Annotated in this window: 26 protein-coding genes and 1 pseudogene; 8 read left to right on the top strand and 19 right to left on the bottom strand. The window is 68.9% G+C overall.

Annotated features, from left to right (window positions below; translation table 11 throughout):
* Positions 1 to 24: 24 nt before the first annotated feature.
* The 4 genes from U4Z64_RS01425 to U4Z64_RS01410 all read right to left on the bottom strand — a co-directional run bounded on the left by U4Z64_RS01425 (position 25) and on the right by U4Z64_RS01410 (position 4,820).
* Positions 25 to 543, bottom strand: a complete 519-nt coding sequence (locus U4Z64_RS01425) for a flavin reductase family protein (protein ID WP_044845681.1) — start codon at positions 541 to 543, stop codon at positions 25 to 27.
* On the bottom strand, positions 540 to 2,300 hold the full coding sequence (locus U4Z64_RS01420) for an FAD-dependent oxidoreductase (RefSeq protein ID WP_321819028.1): 1,761 nt from the start codon (positions 2,298 to 2,300) through the stop codon (positions 540 to 542). Before U4Z64_RS01420 ends, U4Z64_RS01425 begins: the two co-directional genes overlap by 4 nt.
* A 10-nt stretch (positions 2,301 to 2,310) precedes the next feature.
* Positions 2,311 to 3,504, bottom strand: coding sequence for an acyl-CoA dehydrogenase family protein (locus U4Z64_RS01415; RefSeq protein WP_321819027.1), 1,194 nt, complete (start codon positions 3,502 to 3,504; stop codon positions 2,311 to 2,313).
* A 176-nt stretch (positions 3,505 to 3,680) separates the two neighbouring features.
* Positions 3,681 to 4,820, bottom strand: coding sequence for an LLM class flavin-dependent oxidoreductase (locus U4Z64_RS01410; protein WP_044845714.1), 1,140 nt, complete (start codon positions 4,818 to 4,820; stop codon positions 3,681 to 3,683).
* Between the two features lie 260 nt (positions 4,821 to 5,080).
* Here U4Z64_RS01410 and U4Z64_RS01405 point away from each other — a divergent pair, with 260 nt between their 5' ends.
* Positions 5,081 to 5,431 (top strand): VOC family protein, encoded by a 351-nt coding sequence (locus U4Z64_RS01405; RefSeq protein WP_059522625.1) that lies wholly within the window; start codon positions 5,081 to 5,083, stop codon positions 5,429 to 5,431.
* A gap of 89 nt (positions 5,432 to 5,520) precedes the next feature.
* On the opposite strand, the pseudogene U4Z64_RS01400 reads toward U4Z64_RS01405, so the two are convergent.
* Positions 5,521 to 5,667 (bottom strand): annotated as a pseudogene (locus U4Z64_RS01400) (LysR family transcriptional regulator); the annotation flags it as partial.
* A gap of 147 nt (positions 5,668 to 5,814) precedes the next feature.
* On the opposite strand from U4Z64_RS01400, the gene U4Z64_RS01395 reads away from it, so the two are divergent.
* The gene (locus U4Z64_RS01395) at positions 5,815 to 7,203 is read left to right on the top strand and encodes a DHA2 family efflux MFS transporter permease subunit (protein WP_321819026.1); all 1,389 of its coding nucleotides are present in this window, start codon (positions 5,815 to 5,817) and stop codon (positions 7,201 to 7,203) included.
* Between the two features lie 25 nt (positions 7,204 to 7,228).
* Here the strand turns inward: U4Z64_RS01395 and U4Z64_RS01390 are convergent, their stop codons facing one another.
* The gene (locus U4Z64_RS01390; protein WP_321819025.1) at positions 7,229 to 7,609 is read right to left on the bottom strand and encodes a DUF4377 domain-containing protein; all 381 of its coding nucleotides are present in this window, start codon (positions 7,607 to 7,609) and stop codon (positions 7,229 to 7,231) included.
* A gap of 241 nt (positions 7,610 to 7,850) precedes the next feature.
* Here U4Z64_RS01390 and U4Z64_RS01385 point away from each other — a divergent pair, with 241 nt between their 5' ends.
* Together U4Z64_RS01385 and U4Z64_RS01380 are read left to right on the top strand one after the other, a co-directional pair.
* Positions 7,851 to 9,026: a helix-turn-helix transcriptional regulator gene (locus tag U4Z64_RS01385; RefSeq protein ID WP_321819024.1), complete on the top strand. Its 1,176-nt coding sequence runs from the start codon at positions 7,851 to 7,853 to the stop codon at positions 9,024 to 9,026.
* A gap of 227 nt (positions 9,027 to 9,253) precedes the next feature.
* A complete protein-coding gene (locus U4Z64_RS01380) occupies positions 9,254 to 10,447 on the top strand; it encodes a tyrosine-type recombinase/integrase (RefSeq protein ID WP_321819023.1) in 1,194 nt (397 codons plus the stop codon).
* A 21-nt stretch (positions 10,448 to 10,468) separates the two neighbouring features.
* Here the strand turns inward: U4Z64_RS01380 and U4Z64_RS01375 are convergent, their stop codons facing one another.
* From U4Z64_RS01375 to U4Z64_RS01360, 4 genes are all read right to left on the bottom strand, one after another.
* Complete coding sequence (locus U4Z64_RS01375) at positions 10,469 to 10,687, bottom strand: YXWGXW repeat-containing protein (RefSeq protein WP_321819022.1); 219 nt, start codon at positions 10,685 to 10,687, stop codon at positions 10,469 to 10,471.
* A gap of 86 nt (positions 10,688 to 10,773) precedes the next feature.
* Positions 10,774 to 11,937, bottom strand: a complete 1,164-nt coding sequence (locus U4Z64_RS01370; protein WP_321819021.1) for a DUF1501 domain-containing protein — start codon at positions 11,935 to 11,937, stop codon at positions 10,774 to 10,776.
* 2 nt (positions 11,938 to 11,939) lie between these two features.
* The gene (locus tag U4Z64_RS01365) at positions 11,940 to 13,334 is read right to left on the bottom strand and encodes a DUF1800 domain-containing protein (protein WP_321819020.1); all 1,395 of its coding nucleotides are present in this window, start codon (positions 13,332 to 13,334) and stop codon (positions 11,940 to 11,942) included.
* Positions 13,335 to 13,491: 157 nt separating this feature from the next.
* Entirely contained in the window at positions 13,492 to 14,058 is a 567-nt protein-coding gene (locus U4Z64_RS01360) for a hypothetical protein (protein ID WP_321819019.1), read from the bottom strand.
* An 87-nt stretch (positions 14,059 to 14,145) separates the two neighbouring features.
* Between U4Z64_RS01360 and U4Z64_RS01355 the strand changes: the two genes are divergently transcribed.
* Positions 14,146 to 14,658, top strand: coding sequence for a hypothetical protein (locus U4Z64_RS01355; protein WP_321819018.1), 513 nt, complete (start codon positions 14,146 to 14,148; stop codon positions 14,656 to 14,658).
* Between the two features lie 74 nt (positions 14,659 to 14,732).
* Here the strand turns inward: U4Z64_RS01355 and U4Z64_RS01350 are convergent, their stop codons facing one another.
* From U4Z64_RS01350 to U4Z64_RS01330, 5 genes are all read right to left on the bottom strand, one after another.
* Complete coding sequence (locus U4Z64_RS01350) at positions 14,733 to 15,578, bottom strand: GNAT family N-acetyltransferase (RefSeq protein ID WP_321819017.1); 846 nt, start codon at positions 15,576 to 15,578, stop codon at positions 14,733 to 14,735.
* Between the two features lie 75 nt (positions 15,579 to 15,653).
* A complete protein-coding gene (locus U4Z64_RS01345; protein WP_321819016.1) occupies positions 15,654 to 16,157 on the bottom strand; it encodes a periplasmic heavy metal sensor in 504 nt (167 codons plus the stop codon).
* On the bottom strand, positions 16,154 to 16,573 hold the full coding sequence (locus U4Z64_RS01340; RefSeq protein ID WP_321819015.1) for a hypothetical protein: 420 nt from the start codon (positions 16,571 to 16,573) through the stop codon (positions 16,154 to 16,156). Before U4Z64_RS01340 ends, U4Z64_RS01345 begins: the two co-directional genes overlap by 4 nt.
* The gene (locus U4Z64_RS01335; RefSeq protein WP_321819014.1) at positions 16,570 to 17,334 is read right to left on the bottom strand and encodes an RNA polymerase sigma factor; all 765 of its coding nucleotides are present in this window, start codon (positions 17,332 to 17,334) and stop codon (positions 16,570 to 16,572) included. The genes U4Z64_RS01340 and U4Z64_RS01335 overlap by 4 nt, the downstream gene beginning before the upstream one ends.
* Positions 17,335 to 17,551: 217 nt before the next feature.
* Positions 17,552 to 17,851, bottom strand: coding sequence for a YXWGXW repeat-containing protein (locus U4Z64_RS01330; protein ID WP_321795856.1), 300 nt, complete (start codon positions 17,849 to 17,851; stop codon positions 17,552 to 17,554).
* A 305-nt stretch (positions 17,852 to 18,156) separates the two neighbouring features.
* Here U4Z64_RS01330 and U4Z64_RS01325 point away from each other — a divergent pair, with 305 nt between their 5' ends.
* The gene (locus U4Z64_RS01325; RefSeq protein WP_321819013.1) at positions 18,157 to 19,842 is read left to right on the top strand and encodes a metallophosphoesterase family protein; all 1,686 of its coding nucleotides are present in this window, start codon (positions 18,157 to 18,159) and stop codon (positions 19,840 to 19,842) included.
* A 207-nt stretch (positions 19,843 to 20,049) separates the two neighbouring features.
* Here the strand turns inward: U4Z64_RS01325 and U4Z64_RS01320 are convergent, their stop codons facing one another.
* Together U4Z64_RS01320 and U4Z64_RS01315 are read right to left on the bottom strand one after the other, a co-directional pair.
* Entirely contained in the window at positions 20,050 to 20,682 is a 633-nt protein-coding gene (locus tag U4Z64_RS01320) for a LysE family translocator (protein ID WP_321795859.1), read from the bottom strand.
* Between the two features lie 136 nt (positions 20,683 to 20,818).
* Positions 20,819 to 21,715, bottom strand: a complete 897-nt coding sequence (locus U4Z64_RS01315; RefSeq protein ID WP_321819012.1) for a LysR family transcriptional regulator — start codon at positions 21,713 to 21,715, stop codon at positions 20,819 to 20,821.
* 264 nt (positions 21,716 to 21,979) lie between these two features.
* Between U4Z64_RS01315 and U4Z64_RS01310 the strand changes: the two genes are divergently transcribed.
* Positions 21,980 to 22,240 (top strand): hypothetical protein, encoded by a 261-nt coding sequence (locus U4Z64_RS01310; RefSeq protein ID WP_321819011.1) that lies wholly within the window; start codon positions 21,980 to 21,982, stop codon positions 22,238 to 22,240.
* Positions 22,241 to 22,514: 274 nt separating this feature from the next.
* The gene (locus U4Z64_RS01305) at positions 22,515 to 22,814 is read left to right on the top strand and encodes a DUF4148 domain-containing protein (protein WP_321819010.1); all 300 of its coding nucleotides are present in this window, start codon (positions 22,515 to 22,517) and stop codon (positions 22,812 to 22,814) included.
* 100 nt (positions 22,815 to 22,914) lie between these two features.
* On the opposite strand, the gene U4Z64_RS01300 is transcribed toward U4Z64_RS01305, so the two are convergent.
* Both U4Z64_RS01300 and U4Z64_RS01295 read right to left on the bottom strand, forming a co-directional pair.
* Positions 22,915 to 24,690: a diguanylate cyclase domain-containing protein gene (locus U4Z64_RS01300; RefSeq protein ID WP_321819009.1), complete on the bottom strand. Its 1,776-nt coding sequence runs from the start codon at positions 24,688 to 24,690 to the stop codon at positions 22,915 to 22,917.
* Positions 24,687 to 25,808: an extracellular solute-binding protein gene (locus U4Z64_RS01295; protein WP_124484652.1), complete on the bottom strand. Its 1,122-nt coding sequence runs from the start codon at positions 25,806 to 25,808 to the stop codon at positions 24,687 to 24,689. Before U4Z64_RS01295 ends, U4Z64_RS01300 begins: the two co-directional genes overlap by 4 nt.
* Positions 25,809 to 26,196 lie beyond the last annotated feature (388 nt).

Genomic DNA, 26,196 nt, shown 5'->3' with positions numbered 1-26,196 from the left:
GATGCGGAAAAACGCGCACCGCCGTCACGCGGCCGCGCGGGCCGCGGGCGCGCCGGGCGTCGTGTACGCGCCGTCGAGATAGACGAGCGGATCGACGTCACCGCTCATCAGCACCTCGCGAATGCGCCCGATGAACACCGTATGCGTGCCGTATTCGAAGCGGCCGTCCTGCTCGCACACGAGGCTCGCCTGCGAATCGTGCAGATACGGCACACCCAGCGGCGACGTGTGCCACTCGCCGGTCGTGAAGCGCGCCTCGCCCTTCAGGCGGCCGCTGCAATCGATCGCGATGCCTTCATGCCGTGCCGACAGCACGTTCACGCAGAACGGTGCCCCCGCATCGAGCGGCGGATACAGCGACGCATTGCGGTTGATGCAGATCAGCAGCGACGGCGGATCGGTCGACAGCGAATCGACCGCCGTCGCGGACATCGAGTAGCGCCGGCCGTCGTGCGCGCTGCTGATGACCGTGACGGAGCGCGCGAGGCGGCGCATCGCGAGCAGCATGTCGGTGCGCAGCGGATGGGTGGTGAGATCGCTCATGATTGGACTCCGTCAAGTTCTGTCGTGGACGGCCGGGCTGACCGGCCGCCGGCGTCGGCCGCTTGCGCGGCCAGGTGGTCGGCGGCGATGAACCCGAAGGTCATCGCCGGACCGAGCGTCGAGCCCGCGCCGGGGTAACTCGCGCCCATCACCGATGCACTGGTGTTGCCGATTGCATAGAGGCCGTCGATCGGCGCGCCGTCGGCGCGCAGCACGCGCGCCTGCGCGTCGGTGACGAGCCCGCCCTTCGTGCCGATGTCGCCTGCGTCGATCCGCACCGCGTAGAACGGCGCCTCGTCGACCGGCCCGAGGCACGGATTCGGCCGGTTCTTCGGATCGCCGTAGTACGTGTCGAACAGGTTGTCGCCCTTGCCGAACGCTTCGTCGATACCGGTTGCCGCGTAACGCGCCATGTCGCGCAGCGTGTCGTGCAGCCCGGCCGCATCGACGCCGATCCGCACGGCGAGCGCATCGATCGTGTCGGCTTTCACGAGCACGCCGCGAAACGCGTCCGGAATGCGGGAATCGGGCATCATCGACGCCGGCATGATCGGCCCGCACGGATACTTGCGGCGAAAGCGCGCGTCGAACACCATCCACGCCGGCACGCACGCGCCGGTGCGCGCATGGTCGCGATACATCGCCGGCACGAATTCCGAATACGGCGCGGCTTCGTTGACGAAGCGCTTGCCGAGACCGTTGACGATCACGCAGCCGGGCAGGTTGCGCTCGACGAACAGCGCGCGTTGCTTCTCCTCGCCCGCGACGCCGACCGTAGGCGCGCCCCATACGTGTTCCATCAGCGCGAGCGCGCCGCCGAGCCGGTGACCTTCGGCGATCGCGTCGCCGGTGTTGGCCGGCGGCGTCGCGCTCCATTGCATCTGCGTCGGTTGCGGCAGGTAGCGTTCGCGCATCGGCTGGTTGCGCTCGAAGCCGCCCGCGCCGAGGATCACGCCGCGCCGCGCGGCGATCGTCACCGGCTGCCCGAAGCGCTGCGCGCGCACGCCCGTCACGCGGCCGTCGACGTCGAGCAGGTCGCGCATCGGCGTGTCGAGCCACACGGGCACGTTGCGCTCGAGCAGCGCGCGGCGCAGCCCGCCGATCAACGCGTTGCCGAGCGTCAGGCGCCGGTCGCGCCGCGTGCGGCGGCGCACGCCGAAATCGAGCCAGTAGCGGCCGAACTGCGCGATCGCGAGCCTCATGAAGCCCGGCCCGCGCGAGAACAGCGTGTGCGCCTCCTTCGACGTCACGGCCACGCGGCCGCCGATCAGCGTGCCGGGCGACGGCGGACGCAGCCGGTCGAGTTCGTCGCCGAGCAGCCCGCCGTCGAACGGCAGCGGATCGAGCGCGCGATAGCCCGGCATCGCGCCCGGCAGCTTCTGGAAATAGTCCGCGTACTTCGGCAGCGCCTGGTAGCGCACCGGCGTCTTCGTTTCGAGGTAGCGCAGCATCTCGGGCGCCTGGTCGAGATACGCGTCGAGCCGCTCGCGCGACGATGCGCCGGCCGTGCACGCGTCGAGATAGCGGCTCGCAGCCTCGCGCGTGTCGGTCGCGCCGAGTTCCGCGATATGGTGGTTGCACGGCACCCAGATGCCGCCGCCCGAGATCGCCGACGTGCCGCCGTACAGCGCCGTCTTCTCGATCACGACGACGGACAGCCCGCGGTCGGCCGCGCGGCACGCCGCGAGCAGCGCGCCCGCGCCCGAGCCGACGACCACGACGTCGAACACGTATTGCTGCGCTTGCGTGTCGTTCATCGCCGCCTCGTCAGATGAAGTAGTCCGTGTTCTCGCGGCCGAGCATCACGGCGCCGAGGTTCTGGCCGAAGCGGTCCACGTTGTTCGCGTAGTGCGCGCGGGCCGCGTGCAGGTCGAGGAAGCGGCGCACCAGCGGATTGCGGTGATAGATGCCGTTGCCGCCCGCATAGCGCAGCAGCGCGTTCGCGGCCTGCGCGCAACGCTCGGCGACCTGCGCGGACTGGTAGCGAAAATGCACGCGGCGCTCGATCGACACGGCCGGGCCGCCCGTCACCGACGCCATCAGTTCCGCGAAATTGCGCTTGAGCAGCACCTTCATCTCGTCGATCGCGACGGCCGCGTTCGCGCACGCGTTCTGCGCGCCCGGATCGTCGGTCGTCTTCGTGCCGCTGTTGGCCGACACGCGCGTGGCCGCATAGCCGGTGAAATCGTCGAGCGCGCCCTGCAGCGCGCCGATGCACGACGTGCACACCGCGCGCACGAAGATCTGCGCGAACGGCAGCCTGAACAGCGGCGCGTCGTTGACGGCCAGGCCCGGGCTCGTGCCCATCATCCCGTCGATCGCCTTGTGCGTGCGGTACGCGGGCACGAACACGTCGTCGACGACGATGTCGTGGCTGCCGGTCGCGCGCAGGCCGAGCACGTCCCAGTCCTGCTGGATCCGGTAGTCGGATTTCGGCAGCAGGAAGGTGCGGTATTCGGGAGGCTGACCGGCCTCGGCCGGCGGCACCAGCGCGCCGAGGAACACCCATTCGCACAGTTCGCTGCCGCTCGAGAACTTCCAGTGGCCGGACAACCGGAAGCCGCCTTCGACCGGCGTCACGCGGCCGACCGGCATGTAGGTCGACGCGATCAGCGTCGCGGAATCCTTGCCCCACACGTCCTGCTGCGCGCGCTCGTCGAACAGCGCGAGCTGCCAGTTGTGCACGCCGACGACGCCGTATACCCATGCCGTCGACATGCAGCCGCGCGCGAGCGCCATCTGGATGTCGAAGAAGGCCTGCGGATCGAGCTCGTAGCCGCCGTAGCGTTTCGGTTGCAGCACCTTGAAGAAGCCGGCGGCCTGCATGTCGGCGATCGTCTCGGCCGGGATGCGGCCCTGCGCTTCCGCCTGCGCGGCGCGGCCGGCCAGCGTCGGCGCGAGCGCCTCGGCCCGGGCGATCAGCGTGGCGGCCAATGCGTTCGAATCGTTGTCGCGATGCACGAATGTCTCCTGTGATACGGAGCGCGCGCGGCGGCGCCCACCCCGGTCTCTCTTTAAGTGATTCGTCGCGGGCGGCGCCGCGAGCGAGGGTTCCTGCCGACGATGGTCGGCTTCGCGCGGCCACGCCGCATCGTCCGAAGGGACGACGGGCGCGGCGTGGCGCGACACGCCTCGCCTTATGCGCAGGCGCGCTCCTGTTCCTTGTTGAAGAACGGGATCACGTGCTCGCCGATGTTGCGGATCGTCTCCATCTGCGCGTCGTGCGGCACCGTGCCCATCTGGCACAGGAACAGCACTTCGTCGACGCCCGCTTCCTGCAGGCGGCCCACGTAGCCGATGCAGTCGTCCACCGTGCCGTACGCATGGTTCGGGTTCATCATCGCGAGCGCCGGATCGGCGAAGTTCACGACGACTTCCTCCGACGCGAAGCGCGAGCGGATCACCATCTCGCCGGTATCGGCCTGCACGAGGTCGTCGCCCCACTTCGCCGGGTCCGGACGCTCGCCGCCCGTGTACCAGTACGCGAGCGATTCCATGAAGTAGCGCTGGCCACGGATGCCGATCTTGCGGGCCTTCTGGCCGTCGGCCATCACGACCGTCGGGCACAGCGCCGCGAGGTGCTGGGTCGGGCGGAAGCCGACCTGGTCTTCCGGCTTGCGGTTCGCCCACGCTTCGCGATAGATCGCGTTCTTCTTCGCGACCTCATCGGGGCCGCCGAAGCCGAGCACCAGCGCGCCCATCCCGCGCTGGCCGGCGCGCAGCAGCGCGTCGGTGTTCGTGCAGGCGAGGTACATCGGCGGATGCGGATCCTGGAACGGCTTCGGGTGGATCGGACGCTTCGGAATCTTGATGTACTTGCCGTCGTGCTCGATCTCGTCCTGCACGAACATCTTCGGCACGAGATACATCGACTCGTCGATCATCGGCTGCAGTTCGTTGAGGTCGTAGCCGAACGCGCCCGCTTCCTGCTGGCTGCCGCCCTTGCCGACGCCGAAGTGCACGCGGCCGCCCGACAGGATGTCGAGCAGCGCGACGCGCTCGGCGACCTTGATCGGATGGTTCATCGCCGGCGGCAGGCACACGACGCCGTGACCGAGGCCGATGCGCGTTGTGCGGCCGGCCAGGTACGCAAGGAAGGTTTCCGGCGCGCTCATGTGCGCATAGTTGGTCAGCGACGTGTGCTCCACGCACCAGATCGTGTCGAAACCGACCTGTTCGGCCAGCAGCGCCTGTTCGACCGTCTCCTTGAACACCCGGTGGTCGCCCTCGCGCGATGCGTCGGTGGTCTGGGCTTCGTAGATGAGGGAAAACTTCATTGCGTGCGTCTCCATGTATGTTGGACGAGTCGGGGTCGCGCAGGCCGCCCGCACGATACGGACGAATAGCGACGGTCCACGGATGGGAGTGTCGGCGCGCGGGCCCGCCCGGGCATCGTCTGTTTGGAGTAACGGCACGCACGCGGGGACAGAGGGGTTTCACCGTCGTCCGATCGGACTGCGTCGCGGCCGGCACCGCGCGCTAGCATCGAACGACGGTGCGGTGCGCGCCGGACACATCACGACAAGGGAGAGAGGGAATGAAGGTATCGATGCTGCTGTACCCGGTCGACGACATCGACACGGCGCTGCCGCTGTTCGTCGACGGACTGGGCCTGAACGTGAAGTTCCGCGACGGCGACCGCTACTGCGCGCTCGACGGCGGCCCGCTGACGATCGCGCTGGTCGCCGGCGACGAGCAGATCGTCGAGCGCGCGGCGCTCACGCTGCGGGTCGATGAGGATGACGACCTTTACGCGGCGATGGCGCGGGTCGTGAAAGCCGGTGCGTCGGTGCGCGTGCCGGTGCAGGCCGGGCCGCACGAATACCGCGCGGTGCTGGAGGACAAGAACGGCGCGCTGCTGGTGCTTTCGCAGAAACGCGCGGCATGACACGGCGACGCGGTGCGTGGCGCGCGGACCGGCCGGCGGGGACCCGGCCGGATGCCGCGCGAAGCGTCGCCGTCCGGTAACAACGTGCGCTACCCGCTTTGATCGACCGCGCCGGACGCGCGCAGGTCGCTGGCTTCCGGTAGCTCGAGCAGCGTGCCGGCCGGCTGGCTGAGCCGCTTCGCGGCGCGCGCGATGCATTCGACGTCGGGCAGCGCGGGCGGCCGGTCGCCGTTCAGCGCATCGAGGCATCTTCCCGACGACCGCCGGAATCGGTACCATCGAGTGCTCGTAGACCGGCCGTGCGCCGGCGCGCGCCCGCTGTTGCCGGGCCGCGCCGCCCGTCACGTCGCCGCCGCGCCGGTCGCCGCACTTCCCGTTTCGTCATGTCCCGCGAACCCTCACACTCCGCGCTGCTGTGGATCGTCGCCGCCGCGTTCTTCATGCAGTCGCTCGACACCACGATCGTCAACACCGCGCTGCCGTCGATCGCACAAAGCCTGCATGCGTCGCCGCTCGCGATGCAGCCGGTCGTGGTCGTCTATACGCTCACGATGGCGATGCTCACGCCGGCATCCGGCTGGCTCGCCGACCGCTTCGGCACGCGCCGCGTGTTCTCGCTCGCCATCCTGGTGTTCTCGCTCGCATCGATCGGCTGCGCGGCGTCGCACACGCTCGGCCAGCTCGTCGTCGCGCGCGCCGTGCAGGGCATCGGCGGCTCGATGCTGCTGCCGATCGGGCGGCTCGCCGTGCTGCGCCGCGTGCCGGGCGAGCGGTACGTCGCGGCGATCGCGTTCGTGTCGATCGCCGCGCAGCTTGGCCCGATCGTCGGGCCGACGCTCGGCGGCTGGCTCACGCAGGCGATTTCCTGGCACTGGGTGTTCATCGTCAACGTGCCGGTCGGCGTGGTCGGCTTCATCGCGGTGCAGCGCTTCCTGCCGCACGACCAGGCGATGCAGCCGCCGCCGTTCGACTTTATCGGCTGCGCGATGCTGTCGGTCGCGATGATCGCGCTGTCGCTCGCGATCGATCCGCCGATGCGCGCGCACCGCACCGGCTGGGCGATCGGGCTGGCCGCGCTCGGCGTGGCGAGCGCGCTCGCGTACCTGCCCCATGCGCGGCGCCGCCCGCAACCGCTGTTCCGGCTCGGGCTGTTCCGCGAGCCGAACTTCGGCGCGGGGCTGCTCGGCAACCTGCTGTGCCGGATCGGCACGAGCGCGGTGCCGTTCATGCTGCCGCTGCTGATGCAGGTGCAGCTCGGCTATACGCCGCTGCAGTCGGGGATGATGCTGCTGCCGGCCGCGATCGCCGGCGTGATCGCGAAACGCTGGATCGCGCCCCTCGCGAAACGCTTCGGTTATGCAACGTTCCTGGTCGTGAACACGGGGATCGTCGGTGGCGCGATCGCCGGGTTCGCGCTGGTGTCGGCCCGGCCCGCGCCGGTGCTGGAGATGGCGTTGCTGGTCGTGTTCGGCGCCGCGAACTCGATGCAGTTCGCCGCGATGAACGCCGTGACGCTCAAGGGCCTGTCGCACGCCGACGCCGGCAGCGGCAACAGCCTGTTCACGATGATGCAGATGCTGGCGATGGGGCTCGGCGTATCGATCGGCGGCGGGCTCGTGAACCTGTTCGCCGCGCATTGGGGCTCGATGGCGAACGGCTTCATGCTGTCGTTCGTCTGCATGGGCGCGGTCACGCTGCTGTCGTCCGTCGTGTTCCGGCGGATCGATACCGCCGCGCCGCCGCGGCCGGTCGCGCCGCGGCCGTCCGTGTAAGCGCCGCCGCGGGCGAGCGCGGCCGTCAGTTCACCGGGCGACGCTCGACGACCCGCTTGAGCACCCAGCGGATCGACGAACCGTCGGCCGGCGGCTGCGCGACGCGATATTCGTCGACTTCCAGCACATATTGATAGCCGGGCTGGTACGCAAAGCCCTCGATGCCCGCGTACCACAGGCTCCAAGGCTCGGCCGGGCCGCTGCGCACCTGCAGGCAGTCCATCGGCGCGACGCCCGTGCAGCGCGCCGCCTGCGACGCGACATAAACGGTCCGGGTCACGGGCCGGCCGTCGGCCGGGCGGTCCGCGCGTGCATCCGGCGCGGCCGCTCCGGTCTGGCATCCGGCGAACAGCGTGCTGCCGGCAATCAAGGCCGCGCCGAGCAGCGTTCTGGTGTTGCGATTCATCTGATGGTCCTCGGGAAGCGTTGGCGGGCCGATTAGACGAATGCTGCGCCGGCAAAGTTCACAAATGGCTTACAGCGCGCGCGCCGCCACCCTCATTCGTGGGATGTCACGTCTGCACGGGCACGTTACCGTATTCCGGTGCAGGCAACCGCGCGCCGCCGCCGGCGGTCCGCATTCGCGCATGCACGCACCCGCACGCCCGGCGCACCGCGACCCGGCGGCGGCAACAGGAGACAACCCGATGACCACGGCGCCCCCGGCCCTTCCCCCGTGCCTTGCCCAATCGAAACTGACGCTCGAGCAGTACGACGCGCTGCTCGCGACAATCTACGAAGGCCCGCTGGAAGACGTGCCGTGGGGCGGCGCGCTCGAACAGATCCGCGTGCACCTCGACGCGAACTACGTGACGATGATCCTGCGCTGGCCCGCCAGCGGCCACGCGGGGCTGATGATCAATGCGTCCGCGGCGAGCGCGCCGCTGACCGGCGTCGCATCGTACAACAACTACTATTACGCGCTCGATCCGTTCGTGAACCTGCCGAGCGATCGCGTCGTCACCGTCGACGAGCTGCTCGGCGTCGGCGTGTGGCGCAGCAGCGCGATGTATCGCGAGTTCCTCGAGCCGTTCGACGTCGGCTACCTGATGGGCGCCGACCTGCGCACGCCCGACGGGATCGAATGCCGCTTCCGCGTGTGCCGCTCGCATCACGGCCGCGGGTTCTCGGCGACCGACAAGGCCGTCTGCAATGCGCTGCTGCCGCACCTGAAGCGCGCGGTGCGGCTGCATGCGAAGTTCGGGATGGTCGAATCGGAGCGCACGCTGTATGCGAGCGCGATCGACCGCATGCTCGTCGCGACCGCGATCCTCGACGAGCGCGGCACGATCATGAAGACCAATTCCGTCGCGGACGAGATCTTCGCCGAATGCGACGGGCTGCGCGTGCGCGCCGGTGCGCTCGAGGCATCGTATCCGCTGGAGGACCGCAAGCTGCAAAAGCTCATCCGCCAGGTGCTCGCGGAGCGCGCGGGCGGCGCGCCGTCGGTCGCGCAGGCGATTGCCGTGCCGCGCCCGTCCGGCAAGCCGCCGCTCGGCGTGCTGATCCGTACGGTCCCGCTCAGCGAATGGTCGGAGGACAATCCGCGCCGGCCCGCGTGCGCGATCTTCATCCGCGATGCGGAGCGCAAGTCGCAGGCGTCTCACGACATCGTGCGCAAGCTGTTCGATCTCACGCCGGCCGAGACCGCGCTGGCGCTCGCGCTCGTCAACGGATCGACGCTCGAGGAAGCGGCCGACGAACTCGACATCAGCAAGAACACCGCGCGCTCGCACCTGCGGGCGATCTTTTCCAAGACGGGTGTCACGCGACAGGCGACGCTCGTGCGAACGTTGCTGAACAGCGTGTTGTCGCTGGGGTGAGGCGTTCGACAGGCCGGGAAGCCGGATTCGTGGACGGGTTGCTCCCGACGCCGGAAAGCAGGAAGCGGTCTGCACCGAAACGGCCGATGCAGACGGTATGAGCGCCAGCCTGAAACCCGTTCCGTTTCGCCAAGTCGTGATCGTGTATTACCATCGGCGTTTCCTCGTACGCTTCGTCGCGGCGCGTGCGCCCGCCCGGCCACGGGCGAGCCGCGCCCCCTGTTCGCATGACCTCACCCGTTCCGTCCGACACCGCGCTGCGGCCGCAGCCGATCGACGCGCTGACCGTGCCGGCCGCGCTCGACGGACGCGCGGGCACCAATCGCTCCACGAGCGCGCATCCGCAGATCGCCGCGACCCATGATCTCGACGCCGTGCGCGCATGGCTCGCACGCTTCGTCGATACGCCCACCACGTTCCAGAACTACCGCAAGGAGGCCGAGCGCCTGCTGCTGTGGGCCGTGATCGCGTGCGGCAAGCCGCTGTCGTCGCTCACGCACGAGGATCTGGTCGTGTACCGGCAGTTCCTGCTCGCGCCCGCGCCCGCCGACGTGTGGTGCGCGAACGGCGGCCGCAAGCATCCGCGCGGCGACCCGCGCTGGCGGCCGTTCTACGGGCCGCTGTCGGCGGCCAGCCAGCGGCAGGCGATGGTGATCCTGAACGTGATGTTCTCGTGGCTCGTGCAGGCCGGCTATCTGGCAGGCAATCCGCTCGCGCTGTCGCGCCAGCGGCAACGGCGGCCCGCGCCGCGCGTCACGCGCCATCTCGGGCCGCCGCTGTGGCAGGCGGTCAAGGATGCGATCGCCGCGATGCCGCGCGACGATGCGCGTGCCGCCTTCCATGCGGATCGCGCGCGCTGGGTGTTCACGCTGCTGTATCTCGGCGGACTGCGCATCACCGAGGCGGCAGACACGACGATGGGGCAATTCTTTGCACGGCGCGATGCGAACGGGCGCGATCGCTGGTGGCTCGACGTGACCGGCAAAGGCGGCCGCCAGCGCCTCGTGCCGGCCACCGCCGAGATGATGGCCGAGCTCGCGCGCTACCGGCGCGCGCATGGCCTGCCCGCGCGGCCGGCCGACGGCGAAACCACGCCGCTCGTGCTGCCCGCCGGTCGCACGCGCAAGCCGCTCACGCGCGCGGCGCTGCACCGGATCGTAAAGCAGGTGTTCCGGTTCGCGGCCGAGCGGTTGCGTGCGCAAGGGGATGCAGGCGAACAACAGGCGCGCGTGCTCGAACAGGCATCGGCCCACTGGCTGCGCCACAGCGCGGGTTCGCACATGGCGGACGGACGCGTCGACCTGCGGCTCGTGCGCGACAACCTCGGTCACGTATCGCTGACGACGACGAGCCAGTATCTGCACGCAGACGACGACTGGCGACACAGCGAAACCGAGGAGAAGCACCGGATCGGCTGGTGAACGGCGCGCCGGCCCCCTGCTTCAATACACGGCGGCCCAGTGCCCGGGCACCCACGCCCAGTGGTTGCCGGCCCAGCGGTAATGACCTTTCGCCCAGCGATAACCGGGCGCGGGCGGCGGCGGCATCACTTCGACGACCGGCGCCGGCTGCGGCGGCCGCGCGGGTTCGACCACGCACGCGGACAGCAGCGCCGCGCTCGTCGCCACCCATACGGCAAGCGATACGGATCGGATCTTCATCGTCGATTCTCCCTGTTGTGTAATTGATCGGTCAGCGGAGGCGAACCCGCGTACGCCGTGCATCGAGCTGCGCATCGCTCCGCGCGTCACGCGGTTCCGCGAACGAGGCCCGTCATCGGCCGCGTCGCGCCGCTTTCCGCGAACAGCATCGACGCGGTATGAGCGGGATCGAGCCGCAGGCTTTCGGCGGCCGCGCCCGCGATCAGCGCGTCGAGCGACGCGGTCGGCTTCAGGTCGCGCCCTTCGTACAGGTCGCCCGGCCGCAGGCCCGGCCAGTCGGCGATCACGCGTCCGCCCGCGACCGCCCCGCCCGCCAGCATCGCGACCGACGCCTGCCCGTGATCGGTGCCGCCCGTGCCGTTCGCGGCGGCCGTGCGGCCGAACTCGGTCGCGACGAGCACCGTGGTCCGCTGCCACACGGGCCCGAGACCGTCGCGCAACGCGGCGAGCATCGTGTCGAGCGCCTTCAACTGATTCGCGAGCCGCGCGTTCTGCGCGCTGTGCGTGTCCCAGCCGGCCGTCTCGATCATCGCGATCCGCGGGCCGTCGTCGCGCGCGAGAAACGTCGCCGCGAGCTTGCCGACGCCCGCCGGATCCTGGCGCGCATGCGCGTCGCCGGCGAGACCGCGCGCGGCCATCGCCGATTGCCACAGCGGCGCGAGCTGTGCGTCGGCCTCGTACAGCGCCGACACGCGCGCGAGCAGGTCGTCCGGTGCGGCCGGCAACCCGGACGCCGCATACGACGCGGCCTGCACGCTGCCGCGCAACGCGAGCGGCACCGTCGGCGCGAACGCGATCGCGTTGTCCCGCGTCGCCGGCAACATCGCGGCGAGCCGGTTCAGCCAGCCGTCCTTCACCTGGTACGGCGCGCGCCCGCCCGTCTCGAGCACGTTCTGGCCGTCGAAATGCGAGCGGTCGCGATACGGCGACGCGATCGCGTGGACGAACAGCGCCTCTTTGTCGCGAACCATCTGCGCGGTCCGCACGAGCGACGGATGCAGCGCGAACGTGCCGTCGATGCGGGTCGCCGTCGACGCGTCGATCGCCAGCGGGCCGCGCAACGACGCATACGCGGGTTCCGCATACGGGACGACGATGTTCAGCCCGTCGGCCGCGCCGCGCTGGATCACGAACACGAAGCGCCGGTCGGTTTCGACGTTCGCGAACACGATGCGCGGCGCGACGAGGATCGCGCCCGCACCGGCGGCGGCGATGCTCAGGAAATGTCGACGGGTAAGGGATCGGGCCATGTTCATCTCCGTTGAAAATCGGGCGACACGAGCAGAAGTGCAAGCGACGTGGTCGCGCTCTCGGCACGCGAGAGTGCCGTCGCCGTCGGTGCGCTCAGCGAGCCGGCCAGCAGCGTCTTGCCGAGCGTGCGCGGGTCGAGCCGGTCGCCCGTGCGTGCGGCAAACCGCTGCGCGATCTCGACGCGGCGCACCAGCGCGTCGGGCGCGGCCCAGCTCGCGGCGACGTCGTCGTAGCCGGCCGGCGACCCGGGCCGCCATACCGGCTGGCCGAGCTGCGCGAGCAGCGGCGCGGCCTTCAGGTCGCCGGTATCGCGCCAGCCGAGCCCGCGCAGCGACGACACGGCCCACTCCCACGGCGTCTTGAACTTGCGATTGACCGGCGACCATGCGTCTGGCGCATCGACCAGCGCGCGATAGACGGTCGGCAAATCGCCGCCGCTCGTATCGAATGCACGGGCGAGCCGGTCGGTGAGCGCGGGCGGCGGATCGTCGGCGACGAAATGTCGGGCGAGCTGGAACGCGACATGCCGGCCCGTCGCCGGCGAACGCGCCAGATCGCCCAGGATCGCGCGCGCTTGCGCGTCGCCCGGCTGATCGTAGGTGCGGCTCATCACCGTGCGCGCGCCCGGTTCGTGCAGTTTCGGGCGGAACACGAACGCGCCGGGCGCCACATCGCCGGGCTGCGGCCCGCGTCCGCCGGCGATGCTCCAGCCGGTCAGCGCACGCGCGAATTCCGTCACGTCCGTTTGCGTGTAACCGGTGCGTACCCCGAGCGTGTGCAGCTCCATGATTTCGCGCGCGAGGTTCTCGTTGAGGCCGCGCCGTGCCGCCGGCTGGCGGGCTTCGGCGCGCAGCGCGGCCGGGCTGTCGGGGCCGACCGAGCGCGCCTGGTCGAGGAACAGCTGCATCGCGGGATGCTGCTCGACGGCGACGAGCATGTCCTCGAAGCGGCCGAGCACGTGCGGGCGGATCGCATCGCGCTCGAATGCGCCCGCATACGCGGCAACCGGCCCCTTGTCGACCGACACCGCGAAATGGTTCGACCAGAAATGCACGAGCCGCTCGACGAACGGCGTGGACGTGGCGAGCGCGCTGTTCAACCGCGCAGTGACGGCGCTGCGATAGGCGTCATGGCCGTCGCGACGGATCGACTGCGCACTCGCGCGCCTGGCCGCCGCGTCGTCGCTCGTCATCGTGTTGCGGGTCGTCGCGAAGCGCGTGGCGAGCGTGACCGCGTCCGGCTCGCCGGCCCATGCGGCCGGCCTCGGGTCGTAGCGGTCGAGCTGGGCGACCAGCGCGCCCTTCGGATCGGCAGGCGGCGCGTCGTCGGCCCGCGCGCCGAGACCGAAGCGGTTCAGCGCGATGGCGGCCGGTGAGATGTCGTTCGGGTGGTCCATGACGGGGGCTCTCGCGATGCGTACCCGTGTTTAACGGAGGGTGGCGGGAAATCCGTCGCGGAATCGGCGAAGTATTTTCGGTTCGGCTCGCGGATGCCGAAGCGTGCCGCGTCTTGCACGAAGCTTTCAGCTGACGGAGAGCATTCGCTTGCGCTGCCTAATCGTCAGATCGTTCGAGCCGCCGGCCGGTAGGCAAAAGGAGCATTGAACGCAGGTCGCACCGTTGCCACAATTCCAAAGGCGCGCGGGATCCGTTGCGCGCGCAATGCAATGACGCGTGAGCGCTCTTTCGATGACCCGCGACAGCGTTCGTCTTGCCGCGCTGATCCCGATGCCGCACAGCCACTACAGCGAAAGGGCGCGGTGTGCGCTTGACCGGCTTGCGCTGCCGTACCGGGAAGAAACACCGCATGTCCCGCTGCTGCATTGACTGGCGACGAAATGCAACGGCGGCAGCACCGTGCCGTTGCTGGTTCATGACGGCTTGCGCTTCACGGCGGCGGATCTGGCTTTTGCAGCGCTTGCCGCGCCGATGCTTTTTCCCGCGGAGTATCGTGCGGCTTACCCTTCGCTCGATGACGCGCCCGCCGCGATGCGCGATGAGGTCATGCGGCTGCGCGATACGTCGGCAGGACGATTCGCGCTGGGCTTGTATGGAGAAGTACGAGACCGGGTATGTGCTGTCGCCTGGCGATGACAATTCGAGCCCGTTGATGAGTGTCATGAATTGCGTGCGTGGCCGGATCCCGTTGCGCTGCATTTCGCTGCGCGGTCTCGCCAGAGTGCAACGATTTCCCGCTGGGAGAAGACCATGCAACCCGGAATGTCTGCAGTGCTGTGCTGCGTGCTGTCCGCTTCGACGATCGCTGTTGCTCAAGAGAAGCATGTCGCCGCATTCGACGCACCGGCGGGCGGAAACAAGTACACGCAGCAACACGTCCTCGAGGTTGGCGATGTCCCCGGGCACCAGTTGCGGCTATATGAACTGGTGCGCAGCTACGGTGGCAAGGACCAGACCATCGAAGGCATCGTTCTGAAGGAAGCCGTCATCCGCGCCACAAGCGATCTGACCGACCTGAACGGGCTCGGTCGCAGCTATGTGGAATACAGAATGGAGAACGGCGACAGGATTTTCGCGCGCGGCTATTTCCTCAACCACAAGCTGCCCGACAGCAACCGGCTGAAGAACCTCACGGAACTGGACATCACCGGCGGTACAGGCAGATTCCGTGGCATCCACGGCATCGTGCGCGCGGAAACTGTCTCCGATGCCAAGGCTTTCAACCAGAACCATACCGAACTCGAATACTGGTTCGAGAAGTAGCCGGGAGATGGATTCACATCGGCGAACGCATGGGCAATCCGGCGTCCTTTCCGGGCCCGCCATGCGCGCGGCGATCACCCCAGCTCGAACGACGTCACCCCGAACACGCGGTCGATCGCGATCGCGGGCGCTTCCTTCGTATACATCCGCGCGGTTTCGAAGACGCTCGACATGCCGTGCCGTTCCGCCAGCGCGACGGCCGCGGGATTCGTTTCCGGCACGTCGAGCACGATAACCTCGCCGGGCATGCGCGCCGCCAGCGCGCGAAACAGCCCCGTGGCGACGCCGGCGTCATCGGCGAACAGCGGGCCGATCTTGCAGCCCGCCTTGCAGCGGCGCACGACGCCGTATCCGGTGATGCGACCCGCGTCGACCGTTGCGAGCGCAACAGCATCCGGCTGCGCGAGCCACGCGGAGACGAAACGCGCGCGCGGCGCAGGAAAACACTGGCGATCGTACGCCAGCAACTGCTCGAACGGGACCTCGGCCGCCGCGGCCGCGTGCGCGCATCCGATGCCGTCCACACGGCCCTGATAGCGGATGTTGCGATACGCGAGCCGGAACCCGGACTTCCGGTAGTTCGCCTGTTGTGCCACGACACCGTCGAGACCGACATTGCGGTTTCCCAGGTAACGCATGCCGTGCTGCCAGATTCGCATGCCGAAGCCTTTGCCGCGAAACCCGGGTTTCACGATGTACAGACCGATGAAGCCGAAGCGTTCGTCATACGCGACGGCAGCAAGGCACGCGACCGGCTCGCCACGCCACACGCCGACGAAAAAACCGGCCGGGTCCGCTTCCCTGAAACACGGCGGATCATGCAGGCCGGGGTTCCACCCTTCGGCTGCCGCCCATTCGACCGACATGGCCACCTCGTCGGCCGACATGGTGCGCACGATCAAGTCTTCGCTTCGATCCATGATTCGCCTCCGTCGCGGCACTCGAGATCGCCGCCAACCGATTCGCGAGCGTGACGCGTCGTCACGCCACGCCAGTTACTGGCTCCCCACCGCGTCGTGCTTCCTCTGAAACCTCGCCGGCAGCCGCCAGTTCCCGCTGCGTCGCAACCCGTCGACGAATTTCACGCGCTCGTCCGGCGTCAGCGTCGCCGCGAAATCGACGATGCTGCGCTCGACCTGCCCCCGCAACGCACTATCGGCCGCCCGCGTCCGATCGAGCGCCGCGTCGATCGCCGCACGATCGAGCTGCGGCGCCGCCAGCAGATCCAGCACCGTGATCCGCCCGTCACGCCCTTCCCGCGCGAAATCCCGACCTTCGTTGCGCGCCGCCTTCAGCGCCGCCGCAAACGCTTGCTGACGCACGTCGGACAATTCGTCCGCGGCGAACCGCAATGCCGTGCGCTGTCCGGGCATTCCGCCCCCATCCAGGCCACGATGCGTCGAAAACCATTGATACGCGCCGCCGCCGATCGCGCCGAGCATGAACACGTTCAACACGACCGACCCGACGAGCACGAATTTCCAGCCGCGTTCGCTCATTCGTCGCCTCCGTCGATGCCCGGGCCGCCGAACGTCGTCGTCAGGTAGCCCGGTTCGTGTTGCGCGAACGGCGCACTGCCGAGCATCAGCATCGACACGGCCACCGCGCCCGCCACCGCGCCCGCCAGCCCGACACCGGCAAATGCCGCGCCCGACCACCACACCGTGCCCCGGCGCCGCGCACGTTGCGGCGCGGGCGCCGACGCGACGATGCGTTCGACGAGCGCCGGCGCGGGCGGCTCGACCGTATCCTGCATGAGCCAGGCATCGAGCGCGGCGGCATCGTCGAGCGCCGCGAGCGCGTCGCGCGGATGCGCTTGCGCCCACGCTTCGGCCGCCGCGCGTTCGTCGCGCGGCCAGCGCCGCGCATCCGAGCCGTACGCGGCGACGATGGTACGGAATCTTTCGGGTGTCATCGCTTGTCCTCGCTAGGTGGGTCGCCGGCCAGTTGCGCGCGCAGGTTGCGCCTCGCGCGCGCGAGCAGGCTTTCCAGCGCATCGACGGTGATGCCCATCAGGTTGGCCGCTTCAACGTTCGACATCTCCTGATAGTACTGGAGCACGAGCGCTTCCCGCTGCCTGGGCGGCAACGCGGCGAGCGCCTCGCGCACGCGCGCATCGCGCGCGCGCAACTCCGCGTGCGCGGCCGGCTCGGGTTGCGGGTCGGGCACGTCGGGCAGCGTGTCGACCGGCTCCTCGCGCCGCCCGCGCAACCGGTCGTAGCACAGGTTCAGCACCACGCGATGCAGCCACGTGTCGAAGCGCGCTTCGCCGTCCCGCCAGCGCGGCGCGTGATGCCAGATCCGCAGGAAGGTTTCCTGCGCAACGTCTTCGGCTTCGGTCCGGTCGCCGAGCATGCGCGTCGCGAGCGCAAGCAGGCGCGGCAGCTTGCGTGCGACGAGCACGCGCACGGCCGACGTGTCGCGCGCGCCGACCCGCGCGACGAGTTCCGCGTCCGGATCGGCGTCGCTCAACGCGGGCTGCTCCGCCATGCGCGGCGCGCCCGCCGCATGCTGCCGGCGAGCGTGCCCGCCGTCCGGCTGAAGCTCATCGTCGTGCTCTCCTTGCATGCGTCGGGCCGGCGCCGCACGGCGCCATGCCGGCGCGTCCACGGCGCGTCGCGCGCCGTGTCCGGCATCCGCCCGGCCGGTTTCGTCGACATCCGGTTCGAACGGCATATCGATCCTGTCGATCGCGAGCCGGCCGGCGCGATCAATATACGACGACCGGCGCCGGCCGGTAATACACCGGACGCGCCGGCACCACGACGCAGCCGGCCAGCACGACGGCCACGGCTGTCAGGATCACGATGGTTCGAAAAGGCATGGCTTAACGGATGAGGTTGTGTGGAAGTCCCGCCGCACCGGCGCTGCACGCCGCGCGGCACCCTGCGCGTCACGCCCAGTGACCCGGCACCCAGCGCCAGTTCGGGCCGCGCGCGGCCCAGTGTCCGGGCAACCAGCGATAGCCGACGCGCACCGCTTGCCAATGCCCGGGGATCCACACGTAGCGGCCCTGCCGCCAGTGCCAGTGGCCCTGATCCCACACGTAGCCCGCGCGTGGCGCCGGCATCACTTCGACGCGCGGCGGCGGCGGCGCGACCGGCGCGACGATGACGGCCTGCGCGAATGTGGCGGAGGTCGCCAGCGCGGCCACGCATCCCGCTGCAACCCGTAATGAAATGGAAAGTTTCATGCAAGACTCCGAAGCGTCGTGTAGCGAACGTGATGGCCGGAAGTGGCCGTTCGTTCGTTAAACGACGCATGCGGAAAAATCCGTCGCGACGCGCGCAAATAAATTTCCGCCGCGCCGGCGACGCCGCGCTCACCCGGCGACACATCGGGCCCGGGCGTGGACGACCGTCTGTCACAACCCGGCAAAACTGCGCTTCGACAATGCGTGTCACCGGGATCCCGCTCGTTTCCGGCCCACGCCCCGGACGCGCTCGCGCACGGCCGGGCGGTTCCGCATTTCGCGTGTCACTCAACGAAAATACGATCATGTCGAACCAGGACAACTTCCCCGCCGAGTCGAACGAGCCGGCCGCTTCCGTATCGCGTCGCGGCTTCCTGAAACTGGCCGGCGTCTCCGGCCTCGCCACCGCCGCAGGCGGGCTCGCGGCCGCCCGTGCCGCCGGGTCGAACCCGGACGGCACCCCCGAACAGGTGCACCTGACATGGGGCAGCGACCCGGCGTCGGAAGTCGCGATCTCGTGGGCATCGCTCGCGCCGGCCGTCAATCCGCGGGCGCGGATCGTCGCCGACGGCGAACCGGCACGCACCGTGCACGGCGTGCAGCGCCTTTACACCGACGGCCTGAACGGTGAAACGGTGTTCACGTACCACGCACGCGTGCACGGCCTGAAGCCGAACACGCGCTACCGCTACGAACTGACGGCCGACAACGACAGCAACGCCGCGCAGCCGTTTGCCGCGACCTTCACGACCGCGCCGCGCGGGCGCGCACCATTCCGCTTCACGAGCTACGGCGACCTCGCGACGCCGAACGGCGCATGGGTGCTGTCGTCGCCGCAAAGCCGCTTCGCGGTGCAGGCCGTCGAGCAGTTCCAGCCGCTGTTCCACCTGCTGAACGGCGACCTCTGCTACGCGAACCTGAACCCCGCGCATCAGCCGGAGGTGTGGCGCGACTTCGGCAACAACAACCAGACGTCGGCCGCGAACCGCCCGTGGATGCCGTGCCCGGGCAATCACGAGATCGAATTCAACAACGGCCCGCAGGGGCTCGACTCGTACCTCGCGCGCTACACGCTGCCGGAGAACGGCACGCGCTTTCCGGGCCGCTGGTACAGCTTCCGCGTGAGTTCGGTGCTGTTCATCTCGCTCGACGCCGACGACGTCGTGTACCAGGATGCGGCCGCGTTCGTCGGCGGCCCGGCCCCGCTGGTGCCGGCCGCGAGCACCGGCCACGCGCCGATCGAACCGGGCACGTCGTTCTACGTGCGCGGCTACAGCGACGGCGTGCAGACGCGCTGGCTCGAGCACACGCTGCGTCAAGCGTCGCACGATGACGACATCGACTGGATCGTCGTGCAGATGCACCAGGACGCGCTGAGCTCGTCGAAGACGGGCAACGGCTCGGACAAGGGCATCCGCGAGGCGTGGCTGCCGCTGTTCGACCGTTACGGTGTCGACCTCGTGCTGTGCGGTCACGATCACGATTACGAGCGCAGCTACCCGGTGCGCGGCTGCAATCACCGCGCGGGCGTCGATGCATCGACCGGCGAAGTCGTCGAGACGCTGCAGCCGCGTCCGGTCGGGTCGACCGATCCCGAGCGCACGACCTTCGACACGAGCCACGGCACGATCCACCTGATCCTCGGCGGCGGCGGCACCAGTGCGCCGCTCGACGTGTACGGCGAGAACCCGGCGACCGGCTTCGCGCAGGCCAAGGTCTTCACGAAGCCGAACCGGCCGGTGCCGGGCGCCGCGCCGAACACGTTCGTGCGCAAGCCGGCCGATGCGCTGGAGGATGCGATCTGGTCCGCGCGCCGCGATACGGGCACGGGCTACGGGATCGCGGTGTTCGACCACGATCCGGGCAAGCCGGGCGGCCACACGACGATCACGATGCGCTACTACCATGCGCCGGGCGCGGATCAGCACCCGAGCGCACAGTACGAGCTGTTCGAGACGATCGAGCTGAGCAAGAAGCGCCGCGAGCGCTGATGCGACGGCCGCCCGCAACGCATGATCGCGCGGCGGGCGGCCGGGGCTGGCGCGTGCGGGACGGCGCGCGCGACGCGCTGATGGATACGGCGAATACGTGACGGCTGCGCCATGCGGAGCGGCTGCGTCTATTCGACCGCCGCACCTTGCATGCTGCGCATCGGCACGCCGGTTTCCACAGCAAGCCGCGTTGCCGCCACCGTGCCCCTAGCTTCGCGATTCCAGCGCGATACGCACGGCCAGTCCGGCCAGCACGGTCCCCATCAACCCGCGCTGCACCCGCGCCCAGACGGGCCGACCGGCGAGAAACCCCGCGATCGAGCCGGCCATGCTCGCGATCAGCGCATTCACGCAGACACTGACCGCGATCTGCACGCAGCCCAGTGCCAGCGATTGCGCGAGCACGCTGCCGTGCCCGGGCGCAATGAACTGCGGCAGCAGCGACAGGTACATCACCGCGATCTTCGGGTTCGCGAGGTTGGTGACGAAGCCCATCGTGAAGAGCCGCACGCCGCTGTCGTGCGGCAGTTGCCGCACCTGGAACGCGGAGCGGCCGCCCGGCTTGAGCGCCTGCCACGCGAGATACGCCAGGTACAGCGCGCCGGACAAACGCAGCGCGTCATACGCGTACGGCACGGTCAGCACCAGCGCGGTAATGCCGAATGCCGCGCAGAACATGTAGAACACGAACCCCAGCGCGACGCCGCCGAGCGACACCAGCCCCGCACGGCGGCCCTGGCAGATCGAGCGGGAGATCAGGTAAAGCATGTTCGGGCCGGGCGTCAGGGCCATGCCGAGCGATACGAGTCCGAAAGCAATCAGGGTGGGCAAGGCCGGCACGGCAGTCTCCTTCGGGGCGATGAAGTCGGGGCGAGTGTCCAGCAATGTATTGCATGTCGGTGTCTGTCGGCATGAATAAACTGCAAGTCACGCATGAGCGCGCTTCACCCCGTCATCGCGTCGTTCCGCCGGCCCGCTACTTGCCCTTTTTCGCGCGTGCCTGCACCGCCTTTCCCGCCTTCGCGCGTTGCGCGTCGACCAGTTTCACGAATGCGTCGGCGACCGCGTTGCCGCTCGCGTTCCACGCCAGTCGCACGGAACGATGCAGCCTGGGCGACAACGCCAGCACCCGGCCGCCGAACCGGGTATAGGTGAGCGTGATGCGCGGGACGATCGACACGCCCATTCCCGCCTCCGCCATCGACAGAATGGTCCGCATCTCGACCACGTTGAACGCGGCGCGAAGCGATGCACCGTTGCGCGCGAAGTAATCCGCGATGACCGGCCCGCACCCCGCCTTCGAAAAAATGAACGGCATCGTCGCCAACCGTTTCGCCGACACGCTCTCGCGGCCGTCGAACATGCCGTCCGCCGCCACCGCGACGAAATCCTCGTCGAGCAACGGCAGGTTGTTCGCGAAGGTCTTCGTGCCGGCGACCACGCCGATGTCGGCGGTGCCGTCGTCGAGCCACCCTTCGACTTCCGCGTCCGTGCCTTCGAGCAGCACGGCCGTCACGCCCTCATGCGCCGCCTTCAACGCTTCGAGCGCGGGTACGACGAACGCGAGCGAGACGCTCGGCAGCGACGCCACCACCAGCCGACCCTCGAGCTTGCCGCGCGCCAGGCCGAACTGCTGGCGCAGCGTCTGCGCTTCCCGGACGACGTTCTGTACGTACGGCCACAGGCGTTCGCCGGCAGCGCTCAGGACGACCGGCTGGCGGTCGCGCAACAGCAGCTTGACCTCGGTGATGTCCTCCAGTTCGGTCAACGCGTGGCTGATCGCGGATTGACTGCGGCTGAGCCGATCGGCCGCGGCCGTCAGCGAGCCGAGTTCGACCACGGCAGCCAGGGCCTGCAACTGCGCAAGCGTCATCTCGCCTCCTTGTTGGGTGCATGTATTTTTCACATGATAGAGCGACGCATCATGAATTTGATTGAGCCGGTGTCATGCGCTTCGATGGCGCGCCATCGCGTGACCTCGCCCGATGCCCCGCGCCGCGCTCGGGCAAGATTCAGCCTCGAATCATGTCGAACGCCGTCGCCGGACACGCGCAGGATTGCACCGGCGCCCGCGCCCGTCCAAGCCCCGTCCGTTGCGCCTTCAGCTCCGATCGCCAAGACGCGTTAGACTGTCCCGATGGAACAATGCCGTTATTGCCAGAGAATCCGCGATGAATGGGATTGCCACGGGGACGAATGCCGCCGGGCAATCGCGAAGGCACTGCGCCGGCAGCGCGCGGGCCTGCCGATGGTGCCCGATCGCATCCGCAACGAGCTGCCGTCCGGCGCGCCCACCCAGCAGGTGATCGCGGTCCTGTCGCGCCAGCGCCTGCGGGCGCGCCGCGGCAACGAGGAACGCCGCGAGCGCAAGAAAATCGACGACGCCGACGGCGTCTGATCCGCCAACGCCCCCCCGCCAGCCGCCCCACCTGCCGATGCCCCGCCACCGGGCGTTCGCCCGTGCGCGATGTCTCGCCGCCCGTCCGCCGTCAATTTGCAATTCCCGCAACGCGGAACGGGGACGGATCGAACTTACGTTGGAATTGTTGCCTCACCGACAATGATCTTTCGCTGGAATCCACGTTTACCCTGAATCCAGCGACGCCTACGATGTAATCAATCGCTTACGACATGGTGTCGCCGGCGAACCCAATAGAACATCGGAGGTCATCATGAAATCGCTCGTTCCCGCAGTCGTCGCCGCTGTCGCCCTGTCCGCTTCGTTCGGCGCCTTCGCCCAAAGCACCGTGACCCGCGCGCAGGTGCGCAACGAACTCGTCCAGCTCGAAAACGCCGGCTACAAGCCGAGCCAGTCGAGCCCGTACTACCCGGCCGACATCCAGGCCGCGCAAGCGCGCGCACACGCTGCCGACAACAGCGGCTACGGCGCGCAGCCGGCCCCGGTCATCCAGGGCGGCGCACCGGCGGTCAAGGTGCGCAACGCGCGCGACTCGGTCTACTTCGGCCACTAAGTCGGCCGCCGCGTGCATCGCGCGCGGTCCGCCCGGATCCAGCGAGCCCGTCCCGTGACGGGCTCGCCGCGTTTTTGCCGCGCGCCGGGCCGGCCTGCCGTCAGCGGCTGCCCTCCGCCGCCACGCGGCCGCCGTCGTCCGTGGCGATACCGCCGCCGAGCAGTTCCTGGTAACGCACGCACGCGCACTGCGCGGACGCCTTCGCCGCGTACATCGCCGCGTCGGCCTTGACCAGCAGTTCCTCGGCCGACGCGCCATCCGCCGGATATTCGCTCACGCCGATGCTCGCGCCCACGGCCAGGTGCCGGTCGCCGAATTCCAGTTCCTCGGCCATCACGATCTGGATACGCGACGCGATATCGCCGATCACCGCGGGCGATCGCACGTCCGAAATCAGCACGATGAATTCATCGCCGCCGAGCCGCGCGGCCATGTCGCCGCTGCGCAGCGCGAGGCTCAGCCGTTTCGCAACCGCGACGAGCGTGCGATCGCCGGCCGCGTGCCCGTGCTGGTCGTTGATCTGCTTGAAGCGATCGAGATCGACGAACATCACCGCCAGCCCCTCGCGCACCGCGGCCGCATGCCGGATCGCGGCATCGAGATGCTCCATGAACAACAGGCGGTTCGGCAAGCCGGTCAGCGGGTCGTGACCGGCGAGATGCGCGAGCTCAAGCTGCTTCGCGCGCAGCATCGCGACCTGCGTGCGGATCTCGACGCGCATGCTGTCGAAACAGCGCGCCAGCACGCCGATCTCGTCGGCCCGCGCGACCGGCAACCGTTCGGCGGCCGGATCGTCGAACACGTGGGTCGCCGCGCGCGCGAGCATCTGCAACGGCCGCGTGATCGCGCTCGCAAACAGGATCGCGAGAATCACCGCCGCCACGCTCATCAAGAGCACCATCCGGATGATCCGCTCGCCGAGCATCCCGGCCGGCGCCAGCACGTCCGTGAGCGGACGCGCCATGCCGAGCACCACGAAGCGGTTGCCCTCGTTGTTGCCGAACGGCGTGCGCACGAACGCGAACATCTGGCCCGGTGCGGCGTCGGGCTGCGTGAGACCGTTGAGCGCCACGTTCGTGCGCGCCCCGACGAACAGCAGCCGCGTGTCGGGGAAGCTGTCCTGCATCAGCACGCGGTGCCCGCGATCGAAGCCGAAGATCTGCGACGGATCGGGGTGCACGAGGAAATCGCCCCATTTGTTCGCGAGATACACCACGTAGTCTGGCGGCAGATCGCGTTCGAGCCGGTCGAACATGCGCGTCAGCTCGACGTCGACGACCAGCGCGCCGACGACCCGGCCGCCTTCGTCGACCACCGGCGTGCCCACGCGCAGGATCGGCAGCCCTTCGGCCGCATGCGAGCCGGTCTCGTGGTTGATCGCGATCGGCGACAGGTAGATATGACCGGGCGCCGTCGCAAGCGTATCGAATACGTAAGGAAACTGCCCTTTTTCCTGGAATGCACTGTCCGGCAACACGACGATGCCATGCGCGTCGCGATCGACGCGGATCCGCTCGAGCCCGAAATCCCCGCGCGCGATCAGCCGGATCTGCAGGTACTCGGGGTGGTTCTTCATGAAGCTGTAATACACCTGTTCGAGCCGCGTGCGCGGCGCGCGATCGGCGCCTTCCCCGCTCGCGACGGACGCGGACGCCGGCAATTGCGCGAGCACGAGCACATCGTCGGCCACGTCGGACAGCGCGGTCGTGAAGCGCTGTCCGAGCAAGTGCGTCGACATCAGCAGGCTGTGCTGCGCTTCCTGCACGAGCATCGTCCGGTTCGCGCGGTAGGTGTAGTAGCCGGTCGTGCCGGACGCGATCACGCCGATGCACGCGAACAGCATCGACAGCTTCCACGTGAGCCCGAGCCTGATCATTTTTCGAACCGCTCCGGCCGGTCGCCCGACACGATGCGGCTCCATAGCGACTCACGCCGCGCGATGTCCTCGACCGGCTGGATCCAGACGAGGTGCTGGTGGCCGGCCTCGAGACCGGGTGGCGGTTGGAGCGTATTCGCGAGCCCCTGGCGTTCGGTCAGCAGCACGCCGATCGCCGGTTCGAGCATGTAGTTGATCCACGCGAACGCCAGTTCGCGATGCTCCGCGCCGCGCGTGACGCCCCAGCAGTCGAGCCACGCGAGCGCGCCTTCGTCCGGAATCACGTAGCCGACATCCGCACCGGCGCGACGCAGCTGTTCGACCTGCTGCGTGCCATAGTTGCCGAACATCAGCGCCGCGCGATGCTGGACGAACAGCGTGGTCGCCTCGTCCGGAAGCGTGTAATACGTGAGCAGGTTGCGCCGCAGTTCGACCAGCTTGTGCGCGACGGCAAGCGTTTGCGCGGGCGACAGGTGAAACGGGTCGGGATAGCCGAGCGCGAGCGCGGTGAACGAAAAATTATGCGGCGCGCTGTTGAAGTCGAGCACCTTGCCGCGGTAACGCGGATTCCAGAGTTCCAGCATCGAGCGCGGCGCGACCGGCACCTGCTTGCGATCGTAGATCAGTCCCATCGACGAATATGTGAACGGAATCGCATAGGTCGAGCCGTTGCGCACGAGTCCGCCGATCGTCGCGAGCTGCTGGAAATTCGGCAGTTGCCGCCGGCGGTTGGGGATCTGCGACAGGTCGATCGGCGTGAGCAGGCCGTCGCTCGCATAGCGCTGGATCTCGGCCGTGTTGGCCGCAAGCACGTCGTACGGCGGCGGCGACGCGCTGTGCATCCGTGTCCACAACGCTTCGTCGGAATCGACGAAGGTTACTTCGACGTGCACATGAAAGTGCGTCTCAAATGCATTGACGACATCGTTGTCCGCGTAGCCGGGCCACGCAAGGACACGCAGTACGTTGTCGCCGACGGTCTCGGGGGAAGCGGCGCAGGCAGGCAGGCCCTGCCAGCCCAGCGTCAGGACGACAAGCCACCGGCACGCGGCGCGGCGCGCACGGCGCGCGCCGATTCCCCTGATCAATCGGTCCTCGTCCGAATTCCCCGTATGCATTCGACTGTCCTTTTTTCGAGTCGATGCTTGATCGTGCAACAAGACCACAAAAAATATCGCCGCGCAATTGGAACAAGCCGCACGCGCACTGCATCCGCCTATTCGGAGCGCGTCATCCGTGTACGCGTTCGATCGCACGTCGCTGCACGCGCTCGATCCCGGCCACGCGAACGGAGAATCATCAGGTGAAAGGCAAGACGCGACGTGTGCCAACTCCGCTTGCAGCCACGGCGCCACGCGGCATGTACTGCGTATGCGTTCGGAGCGTTCAGTGCATTCGATGCATTCGGCGACGCGCGTCATCCGTCGCGTCGTGTCGTCACCTCCGCCTGCATGTGCGTCGCGCCGTCGCATGCGCATCCACGCCACGCAGGCGTTAACGCCGCGA

This window comes from Burkholderia sp. BCC1996 (genome assembly GCF_905339955.1).
GTDB lineage: Bacteria > Pseudomonadota > Gammaproteobacteria > Burkholderiales > Burkholderiaceae > Burkholderia.
Note: the sequence above shows the minus strand (reverse complement) of the source record. Positions and strands in the feature narration are given on the sequence as shown.

Coding starts and splice junctions, on each gene's coding strand:
- U4Z64_RS01380 (WP_321819023.1), top strand. CDS start 9,254: ATGACCTCACCCGTTCCGTCCGACACCGCGCTGCGGCCGCAGCCGATC.
- U4Z64_RS01370 (WP_321819021.1), bottom strand. CDS start 11,937: ATGGCCCGATCCCTTACCCGTCGACATTTCCTGAGCATCGCCGCCGCC.
- U4Z64_RS01360 (WP_321819019.1), bottom strand. CDS start 14,058: ATGACACTCATCAACGGGCTCGAATTGTCATCGCCAGGCGACAGCACA.
- U4Z64_RS01385 (WP_321819024.1), top strand. CDS start 7,851: ATGACCACGGCGCCCCCGGCCCTTCCCCCGTGCCTTGCCCAATCGAAA.
- U4Z64_RS01315 (WP_321819012.1), bottom strand. CDS start 21,715: ATGACGCTTGCGCAGTTGCAGGCCCTGGCTGCCGTGGTCGAACTCGGC.
- U4Z64_RS01410 (WP_044845714.1), bottom strand. CDS start 4,820: ATGAAGTTTTCCCTCATCTACGAAGCCCAGACCACCGACGCATCGCGC.
- U4Z64_RS01330 (WP_321795856.1), bottom strand. CDS start 17,851: ATGAAACTTTCCATTTCATTACGGGTTGCAGCGGGATGCGTGGCCGCG.
- U4Z64_RS01420 (WP_321819028.1), bottom strand. CDS start 2,300: ATGAACGACACGCAAGCGCAGCAATACGTGTTCGACGTCGTGGTCGTC.
- U4Z64_RS01405 (WP_059522625.1), top strand. CDS start 5,081: ATGAAGGTATCGATGCTGCTGTACCCGGTCGACGACATCGACACGGCG.
- U4Z64_RS01375 (WP_321819022.1), bottom strand. CDS start 10,687: ATGAAGATCCGATCCGTATCGCTTGCCGTATGGGTGGCGACGAGCGCG.
- U4Z64_RS01310 (WP_321819011.1), top strand. CDS start 21,980: ATGGAACAATGCCGTTATTGCCAGAGAATCCGCGATGAATGGGATTGC.
- U4Z64_RS01300 (WP_321819009.1), bottom strand. CDS start 24,690: ATGATCAGGCTCGGGCTCACGTGGAAGCTGTCGATGCTGTTCGCGTGC.
- U4Z64_RS01325 (WP_321819013.1), top strand. CDS start 18,157: ATGTCGAACCAGGACAACTTCCCCGCCGAGTCGAACGAGCCGGCCGCT.
- U4Z64_RS01390 (WP_321819025.1), bottom strand. CDS start 7,609: ATGAATCGCAACACCAGAACGCTGCTCGGCGCGGCCTTGATTGCCGGC.
- U4Z64_RS01365 (WP_321819020.1), bottom strand. CDS start 13,334: ATGGACCACCCGAACGACATCTCACCGGCCGCCATCGCGCTGAACCGC.
- U4Z64_RS01305 (WP_321819010.1), top strand. CDS start 22,515: ATGAAATCGCTCGTTCCCGCAGTCGTCGCCGCTGTCGCCCTGTCCGCT.
- U4Z64_RS01425 (WP_044845681.1), bottom strand. CDS start 543: ATGAGCGATCTCACCACCCATCCGCTGCGCACCGACATGCTGCTCGCG.
- U4Z64_RS01355 (WP_321819018.1), top strand. CDS start 14,146: ATGCAACCCGGAATGTCTGCAGTGCTGTGCTGCGTGCTGTCCGCTTCG.
- U4Z64_RS01335 (WP_321819014.1), bottom strand. CDS start 17,334: ATGCCGTTCGAACCGGATGTCGACGAAACCGGCCGGGCGGATGCCGGA.
- U4Z64_RS01345 (WP_321819016.1), bottom strand. CDS start 16,157: ATGAGCGAACGCGGCTGGAAATTCGTGCTCGTCGGGTCGGTCGTGTTG.
- U4Z64_RS01350 (WP_321819017.1), bottom strand. CDS start 15,578: ATGGATCGAAGCGAAGACTTGATCGTGCGCACCATGTCGGCCGACGAG.
- U4Z64_RS01340 (WP_321819015.1), bottom strand. CDS start 16,573: ATGACACCCGAAAGATTCCGTACCATCGTCGCCGCGTACGGCTCGGAT.
- U4Z64_RS01395 (WP_321819026.1), top strand. CDS start 5,815: ATGTCCCGCGAACCCTCACACTCCGCGCTGCTGTGGATCGTCGCCGCC.
- U4Z64_RS01295 (WP_124484652.1), bottom strand. CDS start 25,808: ATGCATACGGGGAATTCGGACGAGGACCGATTGATCAGGGGAATCGGC.